This is a genomic window from Streptomyces barringtoniae (assembly GCF_020819595.1).
Lineage (GTDB): Bacteria > Actinomycetota > Actinomycetes > Streptomycetales > Streptomycetaceae > Streptomyces > Streptomyces barringtoniae.
On record NZ_JAJHNP010000003.1, the window covers coordinates 285532 to 308113 of the forward strand.

Consider the following 22582-nt stretch of genomic DNA (forward strand, 5'->3'; position numbering starts at 1 on the left):
ACCACGGCCCGGGGCGCCCCTGCCCGTGCGCCGCCGCGCCGGGGCACGGACCGGGGCGTTCCGGGGCGGCGTCGGCCCACAGGTGCCGGCCGTGCCTGGTGAGGCTCGCTTGTTGGTGCGACGCTGAATGAAGGAGGCTGCGACGAGGGGCATCATGGAGGGCCGATGGGACGCGACGTCCCGGCGCTCGTCTTCACCCGCGAGGACCGCCGCCGGTACCGGATCAAGATGCACGCGTGCCTGGACACCTTGGCGCAGATGCTGCGCGAGTCCCGGTTCGAGTCCGAGCGGCCGCAGGTCGGTCTGGAGATCGAGCTGAACCTGGTCGGCGACGACGCCGAGCCGGCGATGCGCAACACCGACGTGCTGAAGGCTATCTCCGACCCCGCCTGGTCCACCGAGCTGGGCCGCTTCAACCTGGAGATCAACGTGCCGCCCCGGCGGCTGACGGCGGGCGGTCCCAACGCGTGGGAGTCGGAGATCCGCGCCGCGCTGAACCACGCGGACGAGCGGGCGAGGTCGGTCGGCACCCGGCTGATCATGATCGGTATCCTGCCCACCCTGCGCCAGGAGGACATCGGCGAGGAGACCCTGTCGGAGAACCCGCGCTACCAGCTGCTCAACGACCAGATCTTCGCGGCCCGGGGCGAGGATCTGCGCATCGAGGTGGACGGCGTGGACCGGCTGCGCACCTACGCGGACACCATCACCCCGGAGGCCGCGTGCACGAGCACGCAGTTCCATCTCCAGGTGTCTCCCGAGGAGTTCGCCCCGTACTGGAACGCGGCGCAGGCCATCGCCGGGGTCCAGGTGGCGCTGGCGGCGAACTCACCGTTCCTGTTCGGCAAGGAGCTGTGGCACGAGACCCGTATCCCGCTGTTCGAACAGGCCACGGACACCCGCCCGGAGGAGATCAAGGTGCAGGGCGTACGGCCCCGGGTGTGGTTCGGGGAGCGGTGGATCAACAGCGTCTTCGACCTCTTCGAGGAGAACCTGCGCTACTTCCCCGCCCTCCTCCCGCTGTGCGACGAACAGGACCCGGAGGAGACCCTGGAGCGCGGCGACATCCCGGAACTCGGCGAACTGACCCTGCACAACGGCACGATCTACCGCTGGAACCGCCCGGTGTACGCCGTCTCCCACGACGTTCCGCACATCCGGGTGGAGAACCGGGTGCTGCCCGCCGGACCGACCGTCGCCGACACCCTCGCCAACGGTGCCTTCTACTACGGCCTCACCCGGGCCCTGGTGGAGGAGGACCGGCCGGTGTGGTCGCGGATGTCGTTCGCCGCCGCCGAGGACAATCTGCACGCCGCCGCCCGGCGCGGCATCGACGCCCTGTTGTACTGGCCCGGGATGGGCGAGGTGCCGGTCCCGGAGCTGGTGCTGCGCAGGCTGCTTCCGCTGGCGCACCGGGGACTCGAGCAGTCCGGGATGGACGAGGCGTGGCGGGAGCCGCTGCTCGGCATCGTCGAGCAGCGCTGTGTGGCGGCACGCAACGGCGCCGTGTGGCAGATGGAGATGTTCCACCACCTCGACGCCACCACGCGCGCCGGCCGCCACGAGGCCCTGCGCCAGATGACCCAGCTGTACATCGAGTACATGCACCTCAACGCCCCCGTCCACACCTGGCCGGTGGACTGAGCCGGCTCAGCGGCGCCCGCTCAGCAGGTTCACCGCGCGGTCGAAGGCCGAGTCGCGGTTCTTCGCGCACTCCGCCTCGGTGAAAACCGGTTCGGGCAGCCGCGGCGCTCACCGTCGCCTGCTCGTCCCGTCACCAGCCCATGTCCCTGGCGGCCTCCTGCTGAGCGGCGGCGATCTCTTCGGCGGTCGAGCCGGTCAGGTCGGTGTCGGTGTCCGACTCGAACCGGGCCGGCAGGTCCGCCGGCGCCTGCTCCTGGGCAGGTCGGTTGTCACGCACACATGTTCCCCCGGTGTCACATGACCGACCAGGAGCCGGGTCCTCTCGCAGGCGTCACCGGACTATCGCACCGGCCCGCACTCGTCGACCTGCACGGTCGGTTCCCCGAGGAACACGCCACGCTCGACCGGGCCGTAGGCGATGTTGAAGGTGTCGAGGGAGTACGACCAGTCCACCATCCCGGAGGCACTGCTGGAGCGGTGGTTGAGCTGCCGGCGGAGCCACTTGCCGGGCTGCAGCCACACCGCCGGCGGCCTGCGGGGCCGGAGCGGCACACCGAAGCCGTTGTGGGCGAACACCCGGAGGCCGCCGTCCCGTTCCCGCAGGCTCACGCCGATGCCGCCGAGATCCGTCCGGCTCTCCCTGGGCTCGAAGCCGTGCCGCTCGGCCACCCACACGATGTGCGCGCCGTCCAACGGCACCTGGGGCAACGGGAAACCGACCGGCACGGCGTTCCGCCGGGCAGCGGCCGCGCCGCCGCGGGACCGCTTGGTCCAGACGGTCCGCACCAACTGCACGGTGACGTCCATGGCCGGACCGCGCCCTACGCGAGCGATCCGGCCGGCCGGCCGCGCTCCTCGCCGGTGCATGGCGGTGCGTCCGGCAGGTGGGCCTTCGCCCACTCGCCCAGTTCCCGGAGCGCAGGCTCCAGGGCGGCACCCGCCGCGGTCAGCCGGTAGGACACGCGCAGCGGCGGGCCCTCGTCGACCTCGCGGAGGACGAGTCCGGCCGCGCCGAGCTCCGCGAGCCGGTCGGACAGCATGCGCTCGCTGATGCCGGGGACGGCCCGGCGCAGGTCGGCGAAGTGGGCGGGCTGTTCCACCAGGACGGCCACGATCGGGCCGCTCCAGCGCTTTCCGAGCAGCTGGAACACACGGGTGATGCCATCGTCCACCCGCTTGCACGCCGCGCTGTCATGAGTCACGTCCGCCGCCATGGGATCAGGGTACTACCTTGCCGTAGGGGGATGAAAAAAAGTAAGTTCCAGTGTTAGAGATAGTCCTGTACGAAAACTCAGCTCCTGCTGAACCGCGGGGACACCCCTGTCCCTTTTGTCTTCTTTTGGAGTCATCATGGCCACCCTGCTGCACATCGACTCGTCCGTGTTCCCGACCGAGGCCTCGGCCTCACGCGCCGTGGCGGAGGCCTTCCGCACGCACTGGCAGGAGCAGCACCCGGACGGCACGGTCGTCTACCGCGACCTCGCGGCACAGCCCGTCCCGCACATCAGCGCCGCCGCGCACACCGCCGGCTTCGCCGACCCGGCCTCGCACACCCCGGAGCAGGCCGCGGCCTTCGCCGAGCGTGTCCGGCTGATCGAGGAGCTGGAGCAGGCCGACGCGGTGCTGATCGGCGCCCCGATGTACAACTTCTCGATCCCCTCGACCCTCAAGGCCTGGCTGGACAACGTGATCCTCTTCGGCCGTACCGCGGGCGAGACCCAGTCCGCGAAGGGCACCCCGGTGACGGTCGTCGCCAGCCGGGGCGGCGCGTACGGGCCGGGCACCCCGCGCGAGGGATACGAATACGTGCAGAACTACCTCACGGCGGTCCTCGCCGACGCCCTCGGTCTGGACCTCGACTTCATCGTCCCGGAGCTGACCATGGCCCCGCAGAACCCGGCGATGACCGAGCTGGTCCCGCTGTACGAGGCCTCCCGCGACCGCGCCCTCGAGCAGGCCGCCACGAAGGCCAAGCAGCTCGCCGAGCGGCTGGCGGCCTGACCGGCCCACCCGCCCCGGCCCGGCGCCACCGTGTACCCGGCGCCGGGCCGGGCCGCTTCAGTCATGTTGAGCTGCCCGCAGGTGGGGCACCGGCGGAAGACCACCTCATGGGGTGAGGGATCCGGGGCGTTCGGCCCCAGCCGCGCCGAGCGCCGGCTCGCCGACCGCGGGTGCCGGAAGCCGTCCCCCTGGGCCGTCTCGACCGGAGTGCGCCGGGAAACCGCCGCCCGGGGGCACAGGCGGCGACCACGGCGCGCACGAGGTGCCGACGGTGACCCGGCTCCGCGCACAGGGGACGCGGCGGAGCTCGGTGCGCACCCGCCCACCACCCGGGCCGACCCGTCCCATCCGCGGGGACCATGGGGCGTGGCAGGCCACGGCCGACACCGGCGCACCACGCAACCACGCAACCACCCGAAGCCCCGGTCTGATGCTGCCGACCGGGCGCTCCTTCACTCCCGTGCGGGCTCCGTCGCATCGCTCAAGTCCTGCGTCCCGGCCGCCCCTTCCGTACGCGTCGCCCCCACCGAGGCCAGCCCCACCGCCACGACCCCCGCCCACTGGGCCACCGCGAGGTGCTGGCTCAGGAACAGCAGTCCGACGAGCGCGCCGATCGCCGGTTCCAGGCTGGTCAGTACCCCGAAGGTGCGCGGGGCCAGGCGGCGCAGCGCCTCCAGCTGGAACGTGTAGGGCACGACGCTGGAGAGCACGGCGACCACCGCGGCCACGGCGAGGGTGCCCGGGTCCAGGAGGCGGGTGCCCGCTTGTGCGATGCCGCAGGGAAGGCTGAGCAGCGCTCCCCAGGTCACGGCCAGCGCGAGGCCGCGGCCGTCGGGCACGCGTCCGGCCAGCCGCTTGCCGATGAGGATGTATCCGGCCCAGCAGCATCCGGCGACGGTGGCGCAGGCGATGCCGGTCGCGTCCAGGGCCGTACCGGTACGGCTGAGCAGGAGGACGCCGGTGGCGGCGAGGCCCGCCCACAGCAGGTCGGGGGCGCGGCGCGAACCGCACAGGGCGATGGCGAAGGGGCCGAGGAACTCCAGGGTGGTGGCGGCGCCGAGCGGCAGCCGGGCGACCGCCTCGTAGTACGCCAGGTGGTGCACGGCGAGAAGGGTTCCGGCGGCGGCCGCGATGCCGAGGCCGGACCGGTCGCCGCGGATCCGGGGCCGCCACAGCGCGGTGAGGGCGAGCGCGGCGATGCTCAGCCGCAGGGTCACGACTCCGGCCGGTCCCACGGCGGGGTAGAGACGGGTCGTCAGCGCCGCTCCGCCCTGCAGGCCGAGGATGCCGCCGAGGACGAGCCCCGGGGCCGGTACGGCGACGAGTCCCCGGCCCAGGGCGAGGGCGGCGCGCGCACGAGGGGTCAGGTACTGGCTGATGGTTATCGGCTCCCGGTACGGCTGTCCTCGCACCCTAGGGCGACGACCCGCCGGTGATCAACGGTGGACCGGGTGGCACGGCCCCGGGCGCCACCGCCTAGCGTGCTGTCATGCGCGTCGACTACTCGCCCGAGTCCATGACGACCGGGGCGTTCTACCGTCTGCTCACCGCCGTGGTCGTACCCCGGCCGATCGCCTGGGTCTCGACCCTCGCGCCGGACGGCGAGACGGCGAATCTCGCCCCGCACTCGTTCTTCACCGTCGCCTGCACCGATCCGCCGGTCGTGCAGTTCACGTCGGTGGGCCGGAAGGACTCGCTGCGCAATGTCGAGGAGACCGGCGAGTTCGTCGTCAACTTCGCCCCTGAGCCGCTCTTCGCCCAGGTCAACGCGACCGCGACCGACTTTCCGCGCGACCGGGGCGAGTTCGACGCCGTCGGCATCGAGCGGGAGCCCTCGCTGCGGGTGCGGCCGCCGCGGGTGGCCGCGTCTCCGGTCGCGCTCGAGTGCACGCTGCACTCGACGCTGCGCCTCGGCGATTCGACGGTGGTGTTCGGCCGGGTGGTGCACGCCGCCGTCCGTGAGGACGTGCTGGTGGGCGGCCGGCCCGACATCGGGCGGCTGCGGCCGCTGTCCCGGCTGGGCGGGAACGAGTGGGGCACGGTCGGCGAGGTCCACGAGCTGGCCCGCGTGCCGTACCGGGACCCCGAGCGCGACTGAGCCGCCCCGCTCGTCAGGCGAGCACCAGCACCAGTGGCACGCCCCGGCACGGCACCAGCCGCATGCCGTCGTGCGCGCCGGGCCGCGCGGCGCTGAGCAGTTCGCCGAAGTCCGGGCCCTTGGTGAGGGAGCCGGCCAGGTGGGCGGGGTCGGCGGAGGCGGCGACCCGGCCCCGGGCGTTGACCAGGTGAGCGGGGCGGGGCAGGCGGCGCAGGAGGGGGAGGACGGCCGTCTCGAAGTGCCGCAGGTAGACGTCGGCGGCGGCCACGCCGGCGAACCGGCCCTGGACGAGGACGGGTTCGGAGAGGGTGAGGCTGTACTCGTCGGAGCAGAGGTAGTCGACGTACGGTCCGGCCACCGCCCGGCGCCCGGTGTCGCGGGGCAGCGCGAACCAGTCCCAGTGCGTGTAGTCGGAGTACGCCGACTGGCCGGGATCGAGGTCGAGCAGGAGCGGGCGTACGTCGCCGTCGGCGCCGGACTGCCACCACTCCAGCCAGGCGGGCACGTCCGCCAGGAGGCCGGGCGCCGCGACGAAGCCGACGCCGGAGACGAGTGCCTCGCGGGTCAGGTGGACGTGCAGTCCGGGGCGCAGGGCGGCGAGGTCGGCGCTGACCGGCCGCCGGTCTTCGGCGACCACCCGGCCGAGCAGGGTTTCGGTGTCGGCGCGGGTGGCGGCGACCGTCTCGAAGACGGCCTCCAGCGCACCGCCGACCTGTGCGGCCACCCACGCCTCCGCTTCCGTGTCGAGGGTGGCGACCCCGGGGCTCCGGCCCATGGTGTCCTCCAGCGGACGGGAACCTGACGCGGCGCGGTCAGAGGGTGAGGCGTACGGCGACGAGCCGCGCCGTCGACTCCCTGACGCACCGCTCGGCCAGCGTGCCGGCCGTTTCGTGGGCCCCATCTTGCACGGCGGAGATCACGGAGCGGTGACAGTCCGCAACTTCTTCACGATATGCGTCGTCGGCCAGGACCAGGCACAGCAGTGCGCCGATCTCCCTCTGCAGGGCGACCTGTTCGCGGGTGAGCCGGGCGGACTGGGCGGCCGCCGCGAGTTCGACGTGGAAACGGCCGTACAGCCGGCTGCGCGCCGCCGCGTACTCGGCCCGGGTCAGCTCCTCTGCGGTACGGCGGAGTTGGCGGAGGTCCTCGGGTTCGGTGCGCTGGGCGGCGAGCCGGCCGGCGGCGCCGGACAGGGCGGCCCAGTGGTCGCCCAGGTCACGCAGTTCCTCGGTGCTCCAGCTGCGCAGCCGGGCCTTGAGGCGGTCGTCGGCGGGGACCTCGGGGAGGGAGACGAAGCTGCCGCCGCCGCGACCGCGGCGCGTGGTGACCAGGCCCTGTTGCCGCAGGGCCATGAGCGCCTCGCGCAGGGTGACCGTGGAGACGCCGAGCTGTCCGGCCAGCTCCGTCTCGCCGGGCAGCTGCTCGCCGTCGGCCAGGAGACCCAGTTCGATGGCATCGCCGATGCGGCGGACGACCGCGTCCACGCGGGCCCGGTTGTCCACCGGGCTGAAGACGGCCCTGCGGGCGCCGCCCTCGATCTCGTGCTGCCTCACGGTCACCACCTCGTGCATTGACTCAAGCTTTACCCTAAGGGGACCTTGAGCTTAGAACTATGACTTCATATGTTTACGGTCAAGCGTTTCGACGTACAGCGCGCCAGAAAGGTTCCCGTATGGAGGGAATTGCGATCCGGCTGCAGAACCTGCGGAAGTCGTTCGGCGAGACGACCGCCGTGGCCGGGGTCGACCTGGAGATCCGGGACGGGGAGTTCTTCTCGATGCTCGGCCCGTCCGGATCCGGCAAGACGACCGTCCTCCGGCTCCTGGCCGGCTTCGAGACACCGGACCAGGGCCGGATCGAACTCGCCGGCCAGGAGGTCACCGGCCTCGCCCCGTTCGAGCGGGACGTGCACACGGTCTTCCAGGACTACGCCCTCTTCCCGCACATGACGGTCGAGCAGAACGTCGCCTACGGACTCAAGGTCCGCAAGGTGCCGAAGGCCGAACGGCTCGTCCGCGCCCGCAAGGCCCTCGCCGAGGTCCGCCTGGAGGGCTACGGCCAGCGGCGTCCGGCCCAGCTCTCCGGCGGGCAGCGCCAGCGCGTCGCCCTCGCCCGCGCACTCGTCGGCCGGCCCCGGGTCCTGCTGCTGGACGAGCCGCTCGGCGCCCTCGACCTGAAGCTGCGCGAGCAGATGCAGGTCGAACTCAAGGCGATCCAGCGGGAGGTCGGCATCACCTTCGTCTTCGTCACCCACGACCAGGAGGAGGCCCTGACGATGAGCGACCGCATCGCCGTCTTCGACCAGGGCCGCATCGCCCAGGTCGGCACACCCGCGGAGATCTACGAGCGGCCGGCGACCCCCTTCGTCGCCTCCTTCGTCGGCACCTCCAACCTGCTCGACGGAGAGGTGGCCCACCGGATCGTCGGCGCCCCGGGCACGTACAACATCCGGCCGGAGAAGATCCGCGTGTTGAAGGAGTCCGCCGAGGCGGACGAGCCCGAGCACGCCACCGCGACCGGAACCGTCGCCGAGGTCGTCTATCTCGGCGACGCCACCCGCTTCCTGGTCGACCTCGACGGCGGCGGCCGGCTCACCGCGCTCCAGCAGAACCTGGAGACCTCCTCCGAGGACGTCGCCGCCTACCGCGGTACCCGGGTCCGCCTGACGTGGCACCGCCGGCACGCCGTCCGGCTGCCCTCCTGACCTCTCCCCCGCCTCTACGTCCCCATGGAGAACGCCGTGCGTCCCACCCGTACCCTGCGCACCGCGGCCTGCGCCGCCGCGCTGCTGCTCGCCGCCGCCTGTGACTCCTCCGGCTCGGGTGGCTCGTCCGCCACCGGGCTCAACCCGCCCGACCTCAAGGCCCCGACGAAGCTCGGCAAGACCGAGGGCCAGGTCAACCTGGTCGCCTGGGCCGGCTATGTCGAGGACGGCTCCAACGACCCCAAGGTGAACTGGGTCGGCGACTTCGAGAAGCAGACGGGCTGCCAGGTCCACTCCAAGGTCGCCGCCAGCTCGGACGAGATGGTCAAGCTGATGAAGACCGGCCAGTACGACGCCGTCTCCGCCTCCGGCGACGCCTCCCTGCGCCTGATCGCCTCCGGCGACGCGGCCCCGGTCAACACCGCCCTGGTCCCCAACTACAAGGACATCTTCACCGGGCTGAAGAACGGCGCCTGGAACTCGGTGAAGGGCCAGATGTACGGCATCCCGCACGGCCGGGGCGCCAACCTGCTGATGTACAACACCGAGAAGGTCAAGCCCGCTCCCACCTCCTGGTCCGCCGTCTTCGACGACGCCGTGAAGTACAAGGGCCATGTCACCGCGTACGACTCGCCGATCTACATCGCCGACGCGGCCCTCTATCTCAAGGCGACCAAGCCCGAGTTGAAGATCAAGGACCCGTACGCGCTCGACCAGAAGCAGTTCGACGCGGCCGTGGCCCTGCTCAAGCAGCAGAACAAGAACGTCGGCGAGTACTGGAGCGACTACCTCAAGGAGGTCTCCGCCTTCAAGAGCGGCGACTCGGTGGTCGGCACCACCTGGCAGGTCATCGCCAACCTCGCCGCCTCCGAGGGCGCCAAGGTCAAGGCAGTGGTGCCCAAGGAGGGTTCGACCGGCTGGTCCGACACCTGGATGGTGTACAGCAAGGCCAAGCACCCCAACTGCGCCTACAAGTGGCTGGACTGGATCGTCTCGCCCAAGGTCAACGCCCAGGTCGCCGAGTACTTCGGAGAGGCTCCGGCCAACTCCAAGGCCTGCGCCGAGACCAGCGACAAGAACTTCTGCACCGTGTACCACGCGGCCGACGAGAACTACTGGAAGCGGATCGCCTTCTGGAACACGCCCATCGAGCAGTGCCTCGACGGCCGCAAGGACGTCAAGTGCGTGCCGTACGCCAAGTGGGTGCAGGCCTGGACCGAGATCAAGGGCTGAGCCGTGGCGACCGACGTGACGACCGCCGCCGGCCGGGGAACCGTCCGGCGGCTGGCCGGAAGCCTGCACCGCAGGCCCCGGCTGCGGCTGACCCTGCTGCTCACCGCCCCGCTGCTCTGGCTCGCCGTCCTCTACCTCGGCTCGCTGGCGGTGTTGTTCGTCTCGGCGTTCTGGACCACGAACTCCTTCACCTCGCAGGTGGTCAAGGTCTGGTCGACGGACAACTTCCACGAGCTGTTCACCACGCCCGTCTTCCGTCAGGTGATCCTGCGCAGCGTGGGTGTGGCGCTCGCGGTGACCGTGCTGTGCGCGGTGATCGCCTTTCCGGTCGCCTTCTACACCGCACGGGTGGCCCGGCCGAGGTGGCGCCCGCTGCTCGTGGTCGCCATCCTGACTCCCCTGTGGGCGAGTTACCTGGTCAAGGTGTACGCCTGGCGGCTCATCCTGTCCGAGGGCGGCCTCGCCGACTGGATGCTCGCGCCGTTCGGGCTGAGCGGCCCCGGCTTCGGCCTGCCGGCCACCGTCCTCACCCTGACGTACCTGTGGCTGCCGTACATGATCCTGCCGATCCACACGGCCCTCGAACAGCTTCCGGCCAATCTGCTGGACGCCTCGGCCGACCTCGGGGCGCGGGCCGGGCGGACCTTCCGCTCGGTGGTGCTGCCGATGGTGCTGCCGTCGGTCGCGGCCGGTTCGGTGTTCACCTTCTCGCTGAGCCTCGGCGACTACATCACCGTGCAGATCGTCGGCGGCAAGACCCAGCTGATCGGCAACCTCGTGTACTCCAACATCGAGCTCAACCTGCCCATGGCCGCCGCGCTCGGCACCGTACCCGTCGTCGTGATCGTCCTGTACCTGCTGGCGATCCGCCGCACGGGTGCCCTGAACAGCCTGTAGGACCTGGAGGAGAACAGCGCCATGCATCTCAGCCGCACCGCGCGCATCGCCCTGCGCACCGGCGCCGGGCTCGGTTTCGCGGTGATCTACGTCCCGCTGCTGCTCGTCCTCGTCAACTCGCTCAATCCCGACCGCAGCGCGAGCTGGCCCCCGCCGGGGCTGACCGGGCGCTGGTGGTCGGTGGCGGTGCACAACTCCGGTGCCCGGCAGGCGCTGTGGGTCTCGGTGAAGGCGGGGCTGGGAGCGACCGCGATCGCGCTGGTCCTCGGCACGCTCATCGCGTTCGCCGTGGCCCGGCACCGCTTCTTCGGCCGTGACACGGTGTCGTTCATCGTGGTCCTGCCGATCGCGCTGCCCGGCATCGTCACCGGCATCGCCCTCAACTCGGCCTTCGGTACGGTCCTGGAACCGCTCGGCGTGGGGCTCGGACTGTTCACGGTGATCGTCGGGCACGCCACCTTCTGCATCGTGATCGTCTTCAACAACGTGGTGGCCCGGCTGCGCCGTACGGCCGCCTCGTACGAGGAGGCGGCCATGGACCTCGGCGCGACCACCTTCCGCGCCTTCGCCGACGTCACCTTCCCACTGGTCCGCTCCGCGCTGCTGGCCGGCGGTCTGCTCGCCTTCGCGCTGTCCTTCGACGAGATCGTGGTCACCACGTTCACCGCGGGACCCGGCATCGAGACGCTGCCGATCTGGATCTTCGACAACATGACCCGGCCGCAGCAGGCGCCGGTGGTGAACGTCGTGGCCGCGGTGCTCGTGCTGCTGTCGGTGATCCCGATCTACGTCGCCCAGCGGCTGTCGGCGGACACGGCGACGTCGAGCCGGGTGTGACACCCTGGACGGCGGACGATCAAGGGGAGACTCATGAGCACAGGGGATGCCTCCGGTCCGGCGCGGGCGGTGCGCGCGTCGTACGAGGCCGCCTCGGCGGTCGTCGCGGGACTGGGTGACGAGGAGTCGTGGCTGCCGACCGGCTGCACCGGCTGGGCGGTCCGCGACCTCGTGTTCCACTGCCTGACGGACGCTCAGCGCGCTCTGGTGGCCCTGCACACGCCGGCGCGGGAGCCGGCGGACCGGGACGCGGTGACGTACTGGCAGGACTGGCGGCCCGACACCGTGGGGGCGGCGAACGGCCGGCGCTGGGTGCGGGTCAACGCGAGCATGTTCCTCGACTTCGGTCAGCTCCAGGGCCTGTATCTGGAGACGCTGGCGGCGGTCGTGCGGGCGGCGGAGGCGGCCGACCCCGCGCGGCGCGTCGGCACGCAGGGTCATGTGCTGACGGCCGGGGATCTGCTGACCACCCTCGCGGTGGAGGCGACCGTCCATCACCTGGACCTGACCGTCCGCCTCCCGCACGCGCCGGGACCGGCACCCGTGGGGCTGGCCGCGGTGCGCACCACCCTGGACGGTCTGCTCGGCCGGCCCGCGCTCCCGGAGTGGAGCGACGCGCACTACGCGCGCGTGGGCACCGGCCGGGCCGCCCTCACCGAGGCCGAGCGCGCCGCGCTGGGCGCTGCGGCCGACCGGTTCCCGCTGTTCGGCTGAGGCGCGACCTGCACCCGTCCTCGGCGGCGGGCGCCGCTCACACGCCCAACACGGGGACACCCGCGGGCGACACCTGCGCGGTGCGGGGCTCGCCGCCCGCGTTGATGGAAGCCTGCGCCCCATGCACACCCCACCGAGCATCAACAGTTACGTCGACCGGGTCACCGCGGGCCCCGGCGGGGCGATGACCGACGAGATCGGCATCATCACCGGCGACCTGACCGTGGCCACCATCCTGCTGGCCGACGGCCACAGCGTGCGCGTGGCCATCCAGCACTCCGGCAGCGACACCTGGTACACGCTCGCCGGCAGCCCCGCCCCCGTGCCCGCCGGGCAACTCGCCGCCTATCACCGGGACCTGCTGGGCCGCATCCGCCGGGGAGGTGGCACCCGCGCCACCTGAGCCGCACACCGGCCGGCGCCCGGTTTCGACACGAGTCCCGGGGGGGAGTCGGTGCCCATGGTCTCGTACGGGCCGGAGCAGCGTGTGCACGTGCCCGAGCTGTGTGCCGCCTGGCGGGAGCAGACGTTCCTGCACTGGGCCTACGCCCCGGAGCGGGTGCAGCGCCTACTGCCGGACGGGCTCGTCGTGGACACGTACGAGGGGTCGGCGTGGGTGAGCCTCACGCCGTTCGTCATGGCCGGCGTGCGCCCGCCCGGGTGCCCGGCCGCGCTGCCCGACTTCGCGGAGACGAATCTGCGGACCTAGGTGCGCGGGCCGGACGGCCGGGACGGGCTGTGGTTCCTGTCCATCGAGGTGGCCTGCCCGGTGATGCTGGTCGCCCGCGCGACAGGGCTGCCGTACCACCCCGGGCGCCTGGCGCTGTCGCGACGCGGGGACCGCCAGATGTACAGCGGTACCCGGTGGCGCGGCGGTCCCCGGTACCGGGTGGCCGTCCGTACCGGCGAACCGGTCCGGCCCACCCACCGGGACGTGTGGCTGACCTCCCGCTGGCGGTGATACTCGCTCCGGCTCGGGATGCTGTGGGAGACGCCCGTCGAGCACGAGCCCTGGCCGCTGCGCGCGGCACGCCTCGACGGGGTCGAGGAGACCCTCACCCGGGCCGCCGGGCTGCCCCCACCCGGCGCGGAGCCGTTGCTGCATTTCTCGGAGGGCGTGCGCAGGGTGCGCTTCGGCCTCTCCCGCCCGGTCCGGCCCAAGCACGGCCGTTGAGGGGCCGTCCGTCCTTTCTGACGTACCTTCAACTCTCCCTGGGACGACTTGCGTTGACTCCCATGAACCGGCAAAGGGCCACTCCCGCACCTTGACCCGGGCGCTGGTCCAGACCAATTATGGACTAGACCATTAGGCCCGTCGGGCCGCACGCGCGCGCCACGTCCACCCAACCTCCGCCCGCCGGCCTGCCGTTCGCATCCGGGAGTTCGCATGACACGTCCGAGACCCGTACGCGCCCTGCTCGCGGGCCTGGCCACCCTGGCCGCCTCCGCGGGACTCGCCCTCGGGACAGGGGGCACCGCACATGCGGCGACCCCGCTGCCCACGCACGTCTTCGCGCCCTACTTCGAGGCCTACAACGGCGACAGCCCCGCCGCGCTCTCCCAGGCCTCCGGCGCCAAGTACCTGACCATGGCCTTCCTGCAGGCCGACACGAAGGGCTCCTGCACCCCGTACTGGAACGGCAACACCAGCACACCCGTCAACTCCTCCGTCTTCGGGGCCGACTTCACCACCATCCGCTCGCGCGGCGGCGACGTGATCCCGTCCCTCGGCGGCTACGCGGCGGACAACGGCGGCACCGAGATCGCCGACAGCTGCACGAACGTGGACTCCGTCGCCGCCGCCTACGAGAAGATCATCACCACCTACGACGTCTCCCGGCTCGACATGGACGTCGAGGACAACTCCCTCACGAACACCGCCGGCATCGACCGCCGCAACCAGGCCATCAAGAAGGTCCAGGACTGGGCCGCCGCGAACGGCCGCTCGGTGCAGTTCTCCTACACCCTGCCGACCACGACGACCGGCCTCGCCGACAGCGGCCTCGCCGTGCTGCGCAGCGCGAAGAGCGCCGGCGCCAAGGTCGACGTCGTCAACATCATGACGTTCGACTACTACGACGGCGCCACCCACCACATGGCGACCGACACCGAGACGGCCGCGAGCGGGCTGCACGACCAACTGGCCGGGCTTTACCCGAATCTGCCGGACAGTCAGCTGTGGAACATGGTCGGCGTCACCGAGATGCCCGGCGTGGACGACTACGGCCCGGCGGAGACCTTCACCACCGCCGACGCGCCCACGGTGTACGACTGGGCGGTCGCCAAGGGCATCAACACCCTCTCCTTCTGGGCCCTCCAGCGGGACAACGGCGGCTGCCCGGGCTCCGGCGCCTCCGACACCTGCTCCGGCATCGCCCAGGACACCTGGTACTTCTCGCACACCTTCGCGCCCTTCACCGGCGGTACGACGACTCCGCCGGCCAACGACTTCTCCGTGTCCGTCTCCCCCGCCACCGCCTCGGTCGACCCCGGCGGCACCGCGACGACGACGGTGAAGACCTCGGTGACCTCCGGCAGCGCCCAGACGGTCGGCCTGACGGTGAGCGGCGCGCCGAGCGGAGTGACCGCCTCCCTCAGCCCGTCGTCGGTCACCGCGGGCGGCAGTGCCACGCTCACCGTGAAGACCGGTTCCGGTACGGCACCCGGCGCCTACGCCCTGACCGTCACCGGCACGGCGGGCTCGACCCGGCACAGCTCCACGCTCACCCTGACGGTCAAGGGGTCCGGCGGCACCGCCGTACTCGGCAACGGCGACTTCGAGACCGGCTCGCTCGCGCCGTGGACCTGTGACAGCGGTGCCACGGTCGTCTCCTCCCCCGTGCACGGCGGCTCCCACGCGCTGAAGACCGCGCCGTCCGCCTCACAGACCGGCCAGTGCGCGCAGACCCTGACCCTGAAGCCCAACACCTCCTACACGCTGCGCGGCTGGGTGCAGGGCCCGTACGCCTACCTCGGCGTCAGCGGAGGCGCGTCGGCAAGCACCTGGGCCTCCTCCTCGTCGTGGTCGAAGCTCACGGTGCCCTTCACGACCGGCGCGTCGGGCACGGTCACGGTGTACGTCCACGGCTGGTACGGCCAGGGCGCGGTCTACGCCGACGACCTCACCCTGAGCTGATCCACCGCTCCGACGGGCCCCGCTCCGACGGGCCCCGCTCGGCGGTGACCGGGCGGGGCCGGCTCATGTGATCCGCCGGCCGGCAGCGGGGGGCGTCAACCGGCGTCCGGCCGCCGTCTTCCGTAGGCTGAAAGGACCGAAGCTCCTCCGGGAGGTCTCCCGAAGGCAGGGGACGGTCGTGATCGAACTGGCCGCGGCGTTCGCCGTCGCGGGCGCGGCGAGCAACGCCGTGGGTACCGCCTTCCAGCGCAAGGCCGCGTCGGCGAGCAGCCGCGGCGGGCTCCGGCTGCTCGCCGAGCTGGCGCGCCGGCCCTTCTGGGTGATCGGCATGTGCGGTGTGGTCTGCGCCGCGCTGTTCCAGAGCCTGGCCCTGGTCAACGGCCCGCTCGCACTGGTCCAGCCTCTGTTCATCCTGGAACTGCCCTTCGCCCTGCTCGTCGCCGCCCCGCTGATGCACAGACGGCTGCCCCACTCGGGCTGGTGGGGCGTCGGCGCCTGCGTCGCGGGGCTCGCCGTGCTGCTGGTCGCCGCCGCCCCGCACGGCGCCGTCGACCACGCACCGCTCAGCCGCTGGATCCCGGCACTGTGCCTGTGCGTCGGCGGGATGGCCGCGGCGGTTCTGCTGTCCGGCCGGGGCCACTCGCCGGCCCGGCGCGCCGCGCTGCTGGCCGCGGCCTCCGCCACGGGCAACGCCCTGACCGCCGCCCTGCTGAAGTCGGCCAGCGGCACCTTCGCCGACCACGGTTTCGCGGCGTTCCTGCGCTCCTGGCAGACGTACGGCTTCGCGCTCGCCGGCGTCGGGGCCGTGATCCTGCTGGAGAACGCCCTCCAGGCCGGTCCGCTGGCCGCGGCGCAGCCGGCCCTGACCATCGGCGACGCCGTGGTGAGCCTGACGCTCGGCATGACCCTGTTCGGGGAACGGATCCGCACGGGCTGGTGGCTGCTCCCGGAGGCCGCTGGCGCCCTGCTGATCGTCGGGGGCGTGCTGGTGCTCAGCCGGGCCGTCCAGCACATCGCCGTGGTGCCGGTCGCGGTGGATGAACGGGACCTGGCGACCTGAGCCGGGCCAGCACCCGGCGCCGCGTCAGCCGTAGGTCCTCCGCACCCAGCAGGCCGAGGAGCGGGATATTGCGCACCCGCCGACCGGGGTCCGCCACGAGCCCGGCACCGCGGACCGGATCGAGCAGCGGCTCGGCAAGCGGCATCACCGTGCGCCGGCCCCAGGAGCGCTCGCAGGAGTGGCCGAAGGGCAGATACCCGGGAGCGGACGCCTCCCGTCGCAGGGACCGGTGATCCACCGGCAGGAGATCTGCCGAATGCGGCCGTACGCGACGCGCGCTGCAGTCGGTCCGGGTGGGCCCGTGCGGCCCCTGCAGGAACCCTGTCCAGCGGTGATCGTCTCTCTACCGTCCCGCGATCCCGTCGATCCACATCTGGAGGCGTTCGCCCTGGGCGGCCATCAGGCCGGGGTCGCGCAGGGTGTTGGTGAGGACGGACATGCCCTGGTAGGCCGCGACGAGCTCGACGGCGAGGGCGGCGGCGTCGGCGCGGCCCAGCTGGGCGAACTGGGACTCCACCCAGTCGAGCAGGGCCTGCATGACGTTGGCCGCGGCCCGGTCCAAACCGTCGTCCCGCTTGTCGAGTTCGGTGGCGAGGGTGCCGAAGGGACAGCCGAAGCGGGCCGCGGTCTCGCGCTGGTCGACCCAGCCCGCGACGAGGGCCTTCAGCCGGGTGGCCGGATCCGGGAGCGTGTCCAGCCGGCCCGTGAGCGCCTCCAGCTGCTCGCAGTGGGCGTCCACCGCTGCTTCGACCAGCTGGTCCTTGGTCTTGAAGTAGTAGTAGACGTTCCCGAGCGGCACCTCGGCGGTGCGGGCGATGTCGCCGAGGGTGGTCTTCTCCACACCCTGCTCATGGAAGACCTGGACGGCCGCCTGGACCAGGCGCTCACGCTTGCCACCCCGGCCGGATCGGCCGGGCCGCGCGGTTCGGGCCGCGGCGGCGGAATCTGAGTCAGTCACCTGACTAAGGATAGACAACGGCTGCGCCACGGACTACGGTCTCGACTTAGTTAGCCAACTAACTCAGTCGAGGAGATGTCATGATCGCTGTCACGGGTGCCACGGGGAACGTCGGACGGGCCCTGGTCGCCACGTTGGTCCGGGCCGGGGAGACGGTGACGGCCGTCGCCCGGCGCATCGGCGTGGAGGACGTGCCGCCGGGTGTGCGGCCCGTCGCCGCCGATCTCGGGGAGCCGCAGAGCCTCACCCCCGCACTGGAGGGCGCCAAGGCACTGTTCCTGCTCGTGGCCGGAGAGGATCCGGGCGGCATCCTGCGCCGGGCCGCCGCGGCCGGCGTGGCGAAGGTGGTGCTGCTGTCCTCGCAGGGCGTGGGCACCCGGCCGGACACGTACACGCACGCGGGACGCTTCGAGGCGGCGGTGGCCGAGTCGGGGCTGCCGTTCACCGTGCTGCGCTCGGGCGGGCTGGCTTCCAACGCGCTGGCCTGGGCCGAGCCGGTCCGCCGGTACCGCACGGCGGCGGCGCCGTTCGCCGATGTGGCACTGCCGTTCGTCGACCCGGACGACGTCGCCGCGGTGGCGGCGGCCGTACTGCGCGAGCACGGCCACGACGGCGCCACGTACACGCTGACCGGCCCGGAGCCCACCACCCCGCGCCGGCGGGCCGCGGCGATCGCCGCCGCGCTCGGGGAGCCGGTGACATTCGTGGAGCAGAGCCGCGAGGAGGCCCGCGCGCAGTTGGTCCGGTTCATGCCGCCCGCCATCGCCGAGGGCACGCTCGACGTCCTGGGCGCGCCCACCCCGGAGGAGCAGGCGGTCGGCGCGGACGTGGCGCGCCTGCTCGGCCGGCCCGCGACCCCCTTCTCCGTCTGGGCGGCACGCAACGTGGCGGCGTTCCGCTGATCCGCACCTCCCAAGAGGGGATCCCCGCGAACCCGCCCGGTGAGCGGCGGGGGTACGGCTGGGATGCCGGGGGGATGAGCGAGGAGACGGGACGCGTCGACGGCGACAGCGTGTGCCCGGGCAGGTACGCAGGTGTCGAGCGCTAGCGCCGCTTCCGGCTCGCCGCCCCGCCCACGCCGTCGGCGGTGACCGCACCCGACTGATCACCGATCACTGTCTGCCGGGCACGCGCCCGAGGCTCCGTCGCGCCGAATCGCCGGACACCACCGCCGAGTTGAAGATCACGCAGGGTCACGGCCGGGCCCGCGACCCGCGAGCCCGTCGAACGCCGGGGCCAGGACGCCTGCCCGGCCGAGTCCCACGCAACGGTCCGGCCCGGGCGCCGTAGAGCCACCGGACGGGTGACGTGCGCGAGGCCGGGCGGCCGCATTGCGCGCCACACCGCATCCGATTAACCAGTTTGTATATTTATCTCCCCTATGGTGCAGGGTGACGGGATTTTCGGCTGAAGGTGTGCGCGCAACGCGTCGCGCCAGGGCGCGGATTGGGATGGTGGCCATGAGCGGGATCAGCCGCCGGACCGTGGCACGCCTCGGTCTCGGCGCCGGCATCGGTGTGGCCGGCGTGTCGTTCGCCGCATGCGGTGGCGGGGGCGGACGGGACGGCTCCCCCGGGAGCCCGGACGAGGAGGGGGTGTACCGGCCGATCGGGGACGGGTCGACGTCGTACACCGGCCGCCAGCCGCACCAGCCCGCCTCGCCCGCGGCCCTCGAACCCGGCCGGACACCGCCGCAGTTCGTGGTGTTCTCCTGGGACGGCGCCGGCGAGCTGGGCACCGGCCTGTTCCCCCGCTTCCTGGAGCTCGCCCGCGCCCAGGGCGCGCACATGACCTTCTTCCTGTCCGGCCTCTATCTCCTGCCGGAGGACAAGAAACGGCTCTACGACCCGCCGAACAACCCGCTCGGCGCCTCGGACATCGGCTACCTCACCGACGCACACCTCAAGGACACGCTGAAGTACGTCCGGCAGGCCTGGCTGGACGGCCACGAGATCGGCACCCACTTCAACGGTCACTTCTGCACCGGCCCCGGATCGGTGGCCAACTGGACGCCGGCGCAGTGGGGTGCGGAGATCGAGCAGGCGAGGTCCTTCGTCAAGTCGTGGCGGACGCACACCGGTTGGCACGACGAACCGTCACTCCCCTTCGACTACGACAAGGAGCTCGTGGGCGGCCGCACCCCCTGTCTGCTCGGGCAGGAGAGCCTGCTTCCGGTGGCCCGTGAACTCGGCTGGCGTTACGACGCCTCCTCACCGGGCGGGCTGCAACGCTGGCCGCGGAGGCGGGGCGGCGTCTGGGACCTGCCGCTGCAGAGCATCCCCTTTCCCGGGCACACGTTCGAGGTGCTGTCCATGGACTACAACATGCTGGCGAACCAGTCCAAGACCACGACGCGGGCGCCTTCCTACAACTACCCCTACTGGCGGGCCCAGGCGACACAGTCGTACCTGGCCGGATTCCAGCGGGCGTACGAGACCAACCGGGCGCCGCTGTTCATCGGCAACCACTTCGAGCACTGGAACGGCGGCATCTACATGGACGCGGCCGAGGAGGCGCTCCGGCAGATCGCCGGCCGGGAGGACGTGCGTCTGGTCTCCTTCCGGCAGCTCGTCGACTGGCTCGACGCCCAGGACCCGGAGATCCTCGCGAAGCTGCGCAGCCTCGAGGTCGGTGAGAAGCCGGAGGGCGGGTGGAGCGCGTTCCTGCGCCCCGAGAAGCGCGCAGGAGGCGGGGCGGGCAGCGACGGGCAGCGGACGGAGCAGCGCTGAACGGCCGTCCCGTCAAGCACCTGTCCACCACCACCCGGTCAAGGCCACTTACCGCCGACTGGACTTCGTCGGGGCGGAACCACGGGCGGCCCGTCCGGCCGAGAGGTGGTCGCCGGGGTGAGCGACTCGCTCGCCGGGCTGGCCGCGTTGCGACGCGGCTTGCAGGAGGCCCGCAGAACCGGCCGCACGCTGATGGCCGTGCGAGCCTGGGAACCGCCCGAGGGCGACTCTCTCTACCGACGCCGGCCCGAGCCCTCGTGGGCCCGGCTGTCGGACGCCGAGGCAGGTCGGCGGCTGGACCGGGCCTTCGAACCGGCGGCCGGCGGGCCCCCGGCCGGCCCGCGGATCGTACGGCGGATCGTCAGGGACCCCGCGGGGCCGGTGCTCTGGTCGCATCGTCCCCGGACGAACTGCTGGTCCGGCATGGCCAGACCGCGGGGCCCGGCGGCCCGGCTGCACCGCAGGCCGGTGCACCGGCACATCCCGGCCCGGGCCCGGTGCGAGGTCCTGGTCGTGGCCGGCCCCCGGCTGCTGCCGCGCGAGGCGAGGATCCTGCCCCGCGCCGGACAAGGGAAGCGTCGGGGCAGGGCGACGGGCCTGGTGACGTGAGCCCGGACGGGCCCGTGCCGTGGGCCCGCCGTGACGCGGGTGGGATCAACCGGCGTGGCGGCGGGCGTCCACCTCGATCTCGATCTTCATACGAGGATCGGCGAGGCCGCACTCCAGCATGGTGGCGGCCGGGCGGACGGCGCCGAAGCAGCGGCGCAGCACCGGCCAGCAGGGTTCGAAGTCCGCGCGGTCGGGCAGCAGATAGCGCACCCGCACCACGTCGGCGAAGGTGCACTTCGCCTCGGTGAGCGCGGCCCCGATGTTGCGCAGGCACTGCTCGGCCTGCTCCACGACGTCGTCCGAGATCGTCATGGTGGTGTAGTCGAACCCGGTGGTCCCGGACACATGCACCCAGTCGCCGTCGACCACGGCACGGGCGTAACCGATCTGCTCCTCGAAGGTCGAGCCGCCGAGGATGGCGCGTCGCTCTGTCATGCGCGGAACGCTAGGTGAGCTGCGCCGATACGTCTAATACGGACTTCTGGATGAGCTGATATCTCTGGGGATATGGACCGCCCGGAACTCCCGCTCCCCCAGCTGCACGCCTTCGTCGTACTCACCGAGGAACTGCACTTCGGCCGTGCCGCCGCCCGCCTGGGCATCGCCCAGCCCCCGTTGAGCCAGCAGATCCGCCGGCTGGAGGAGAGGGTCGGGTACGCGCTCTTCGACCGTGAACCGGGACGCGTCCGGCTCACCCCGGCCGGCGGTGCGCTGCTGCCGGCCGCCCGGCAGGCCCTGGCCGGGCTGGCCGACGGGCTGGCCGCGGCGCGGGCCGTGGGCAGCGGCCGGTCCGGGCGGCTGCGGATCGGCTTCGCCGCCTCACTGGCCCTGACCGTCCTGCCGGGCCTGCTCCGCGACTTCCGCCGGCGGTTCCCCGACGCACATCTCGACATCCGCGAGATGACCACGGCGCCGCAGCTCGACGCCCTGCGCGACAGGACGATCGACATCGGCCTGCTGCGGGAACCCCCGGCCGATGTGTCCGAGCTGGGTTTCCGGACCGTGTTCAGCGAACCGTTCGTGGCCGTGCTGCCGGCAGCCCACCCACTGGCCGCCCAACGGACGGTGCGGCCCGCGCAGTTGGCGGACGAGCGGTTCGTCCTGCTGCCGCGCGCCGTCGGCCCGCAGTTGTACGACCGGATCACCGGCCTGTGCGAGGAGGCGGGGTTCACGCCGCGGATCTCGCAGCACGCGGTGGAGTGGCAGACGGTGTGCGCCCTGGTGGAGACGGGGCTGGGGGTGTCAGTGGCGCCGGCGAGCATCCGGCGCATCCGGCTCAGGGGCGTGGCCTTCCGTCGGATCGCCCCCGGCACGGCTCGTACGCGGGTCGCCGTCGCATGGCGCACGAGCGACCGCAATCCCCTGATCGCGCCCCTGCTGGAGACGATCGACCGGAACCCGCGGTCCGCGCCCCGAACGCGGCCGCGTGCCGTCACCCCTCCGGCCGCACCGGATGCCTGCTCATGATCGAGACCCGGTTGAAGGCGTTGATGGTGACGGCCACCCAGATCACGGCCGCCGTCTGGTCGTCGGTGAGCACGTCCCGCGCCGCCGCGTAGGCGGCGTCCTGCGCTGCGGCGTCCGCGGCGGCGGTGGTCGCCTCGGCAAGCGCCAGGGCGGCCCGTTCGGCCGGCGTGAACAGCTCGGTCTCGCGCCAGGCGGCGAGCACGCCCAGGCGCTCCGGGGTGTCACCGGCCCGCAGCGCGGCGCGGGTGTGCACGTGCAGGCAGTAGGCGCAGCCGTTGATCTGCGACACACGGAGGTTGACCAGCTCCACCAGGGTGCGGTCCAGGCCGGCCTCGGCGGCGGTCGCCCGGACCGCCTCCGACGTCTGCACCAGCGCGTGGTACGCCTTGGGGCTCTGCTTGTCGATGAAGATCCGCCGCGTGGCGCCGGCCGTGACGGGACTGCTCAACCTGGACTCCTCCGGCTGCGGTGGCCGACCACCCTGATTGTTGAATC

Annotated in this window: 24 protein-coding genes and 1 pseudogene; 16 read left to right on the forward strand and 9 right to left on the reverse strand. The window is 72.3% G+C overall.

Annotated elements, in window-relative coordinates; all coding sequences use genetic code 11:
- Positions 1-165: 165 nt before the first annotated feature.
- On the forward strand, positions 166-1644 hold the full coding sequence (locus tag LMU33_RS06150) for a glutamate-cysteine ligase family protein (RefSeq protein ID WP_228618035.1): 1479 nt from the start codon (positions 166-168) through the stop codon (positions 1642-1644).
- 130 nt (positions 1645-1774) lie between these two features.
- On the opposite strand, the gene LMU33_RS06155 is transcribed toward LMU33_RS06150, so the two are convergent.
- From LMU33_RS06155 to LMU33_RS06165, 3 genes are all read right to left on the reverse strand, one after another.
- The gene (locus LMU33_RS06155; RefSeq protein WP_228618037.1) at positions 1775-1921 is read right to left on the reverse strand and encodes a hypothetical protein; all 147 of its coding nucleotides are present in this window, start codon (positions 1919-1921) and stop codon (positions 1775-1777) included.
- Between the two features lie 62 nt (positions 1922-1983).
- Complete coding sequence (locus LMU33_RS06160; RefSeq protein WP_228618038.1) at positions 1984-2451, reverse strand: hypothetical protein; 468 nt, start codon at positions 2449-2451, stop codon at positions 1984-1986.
- 14 nt (positions 2452-2465) lie between these two features.
- Positions 2466-2858 (reverse strand): winged helix-turn-helix transcriptional regulator, encoded by a 393-nt coding sequence (locus tag LMU33_RS06165; RefSeq protein WP_228618040.1) that lies wholly within the window; start codon positions 2856-2858, stop codon positions 2466-2468.
- 136 nt (positions 2859-2994) lie between these two features.
- Between LMU33_RS06165 and LMU33_RS06170 the strand changes: the two genes are divergently transcribed.
- Positions 2995-3645 (forward strand): FMN-dependent NADH-azoreductase, encoded by a 651-nt coding sequence (locus LMU33_RS06170; RefSeq protein WP_228618041.1) that lies wholly within the window; start codon positions 2995-2997, stop codon positions 3643-3645.
- Between the two features lie 452 nt (positions 3646-4097).
- Here the strand turns inward: LMU33_RS06170 and LMU33_RS06175 are convergent, their stop codons facing one another.
- The gene (locus tag LMU33_RS06175) at positions 4098-5057 is read right to left on the reverse strand and encodes an EamA family transporter (protein WP_228618042.1); all 960 of its coding nucleotides are present in this window, start codon (positions 5055-5057) and stop codon (positions 4098-4100) included.
- Positions 5058-5134: 77 nt separating this feature from the next.
- Between LMU33_RS06175 and LMU33_RS06180 the strand changes: the two genes are divergently transcribed.
- Entirely contained in the window at positions 5135-5743 is a 609-nt protein-coding gene (locus LMU33_RS06180; protein WP_228618044.1) for a flavin reductase family protein, read from the forward strand.
- Between the two features lie 13 nt (positions 5744-5756).
- On the opposite strand, the gene LMU33_RS06185 is transcribed toward LMU33_RS06180, so the two are convergent.
- Together LMU33_RS06185 and LMU33_RS06190 are read right to left on the reverse strand one after the other, a co-directional pair.
- A complete protein-coding gene (locus tag LMU33_RS06185) occupies positions 5757-6518 on the reverse strand; it encodes a cache domain-containing protein (RefSeq protein ID WP_228618045.1) in 762 nt (253 codons plus the stop codon).
- Between the two features lie 37 nt (positions 6519-6555).
- On the reverse strand, positions 6556-7296 hold the full coding sequence (locus LMU33_RS06190) for a FadR/GntR family transcriptional regulator (protein WP_228618046.1): 741 nt from the start codon (positions 7294-7296) through the stop codon (positions 6556-6558).
- 119 nt (positions 7297-7415) lie between these two features.
- Here LMU33_RS06190 and LMU33_RS06195 point away from each other — a divergent pair, with 119 nt between their 5' ends.
- The 9 genes and pseudogenes from LMU33_RS06195 (at position 7416) to LMU33_RS06235 (ending at position 16324) form a co-directional block, all read left to right on the forward strand.
- Positions 7416-8447 (forward strand): ABC transporter ATP-binding protein, encoded by a 1032-nt coding sequence (locus tag LMU33_RS06195; RefSeq protein ID WP_228618048.1) that lies wholly within the window; start codon positions 7416-7418, stop codon positions 8445-8447.
- Positions 8448-8483: 36 nt separating this feature from the next.
- Positions 8484-9680: an ABC transporter substrate-binding protein gene (locus LMU33_RS06200; RefSeq protein ID WP_228618049.1), complete on the forward strand. Its 1197-nt coding sequence runs from the start codon at positions 8484-8486 to the stop codon at positions 9678-9680.
- A gap of 3 nt (positions 9681-9683) precedes the next feature.
- Positions 9684-10577 (forward strand): ABC transporter permease, encoded by an 894-nt coding sequence (locus tag LMU33_RS06205; RefSeq protein ID WP_228618050.1) that lies wholly within the window; start codon positions 9684-9686, stop codon positions 10575-10577.
- A gap of 21 nt (positions 10578-10598) precedes the next feature.
- Entirely contained in the window at positions 10599-11414 is an 816-nt protein-coding gene (locus tag LMU33_RS06210) for an ABC transporter permease (RefSeq protein ID WP_228618052.1), read from the forward strand.
- 33 nt (positions 11415-11447) lie between these two features.
- A complete protein-coding gene (locus LMU33_RS06215) occupies positions 11448-12128 on the forward strand; it encodes a maleylpyruvate isomerase N-terminal domain-containing protein (protein ID WP_228618054.1) in 681 nt (226 codons plus the stop codon).
- Positions 12129-12249: 121 nt separating this feature from the next.
- Positions 12250-12531 carry a hypothetical protein gene (locus LMU33_RS06220; RefSeq protein WP_228618056.1) on the forward strand — a complete coding sequence of 94 codons (282 nt, stop codon included), beginning with the start codon at positions 12250-12252 and terminating at the stop codon, positions 12529-12531.
- Positions 12532-12588: 57 nt separating this feature from the next.
- A pseudogene (locus LMU33_RS06225) lies at positions 12589-13302 on the forward strand (YqjF family protein).
- Positions 13303-13515: 213 nt separating this feature from the next.
- On the forward strand, positions 13516-15264 hold the full coding sequence (locus LMU33_RS06230) for a carbohydrate binding domain-containing protein (protein WP_228618058.1): 1749 nt from the start codon (positions 13516-13518) through the stop codon (positions 15262-15264).
- Between the two features lie 178 nt (positions 15265-15442).
- Positions 15443-16324, forward strand: coding sequence for a DMT family transporter (locus LMU33_RS06235; protein WP_228618060.1), 882 nt, complete (start codon positions 15443-15445; stop codon positions 16322-16324).
- 343 nt (positions 16325-16667) lie between these two features.
- Here the strand turns inward: LMU33_RS06235 and LMU33_RS06240 are convergent, their stop codons facing one another.
- Positions 16668-17282, reverse strand: a complete 615-nt coding sequence (locus tag LMU33_RS06240; RefSeq protein ID WP_228618062.1) for a TetR/AcrR family transcriptional regulator — start codon at positions 17280-17282, stop codon at positions 16668-16670.
- 80 nt (positions 17283-17362) lie between these two features.
- Here LMU33_RS06240 and LMU33_RS06245 point away from each other — a divergent pair, with 80 nt between their 5' ends.
- From LMU33_RS06245 to LMU33_RS06255, 3 genes are all read left to right on the forward strand, one after another.
- Complete coding sequence (locus LMU33_RS06245) at positions 17363-18184, forward strand: SDR family oxidoreductase (protein WP_228618064.1); 822 nt, start codon at positions 17363-17365, stop codon at positions 18182-18184.
- A gap of 558 nt (positions 18185-18742) precedes the next feature.
- On the forward strand, positions 18743-20011 hold the full coding sequence (locus LMU33_RS06250) for a polysaccharide deacetylase family protein (protein WP_228618065.1): 1269 nt from the start codon (positions 18743-18745) through the stop codon (positions 20009-20011).
- Between the two features lie 117 nt (positions 20012-20128).
- Positions 20129-20620, forward strand: coding sequence for a universal stress protein (locus LMU33_RS06255; protein ID WP_228618067.1), 492 nt, complete (start codon positions 20129-20131; stop codon positions 20618-20620).
- 45 nt (positions 20621-20665) lie between these two features.
- Here LMU33_RS06255 and LMU33_RS06260 read toward each other — a convergent pair whose 3' ends face one another.
- Complete coding sequence (locus LMU33_RS06260) at positions 20666-21055, reverse strand: RidA family protein (RefSeq protein WP_228618069.1); 390 nt, start codon at positions 21053-21055, stop codon at positions 20666-20668.
- A gap of 72 nt (positions 21056-21127) precedes the next feature.
- Between LMU33_RS06260 and LMU33_RS06265 the strand changes: the two genes are divergently transcribed.
- Positions 21128-22087, forward strand: coding sequence for a LysR family transcriptional regulator (locus LMU33_RS06265; protein ID WP_228618071.1), 960 nt, complete (start codon positions 21128-21130; stop codon positions 22085-22087).
- On the opposite strand, the gene LMU33_RS06270 is transcribed toward LMU33_RS06265, so the two are convergent.
- Positions 22053-22535, reverse strand: coding sequence for a carboxymuconolactone decarboxylase family protein (locus tag LMU33_RS06270; protein WP_228618073.1), 483 nt, complete (start codon positions 22533-22535; stop codon positions 22053-22055). The two genes, LMU33_RS06265 and LMU33_RS06270, sit on opposite strands and share 35 nt — an antisense overlap.
- Between the last annotated feature and the right edge of the window lie 47 nt (positions 22536-22582).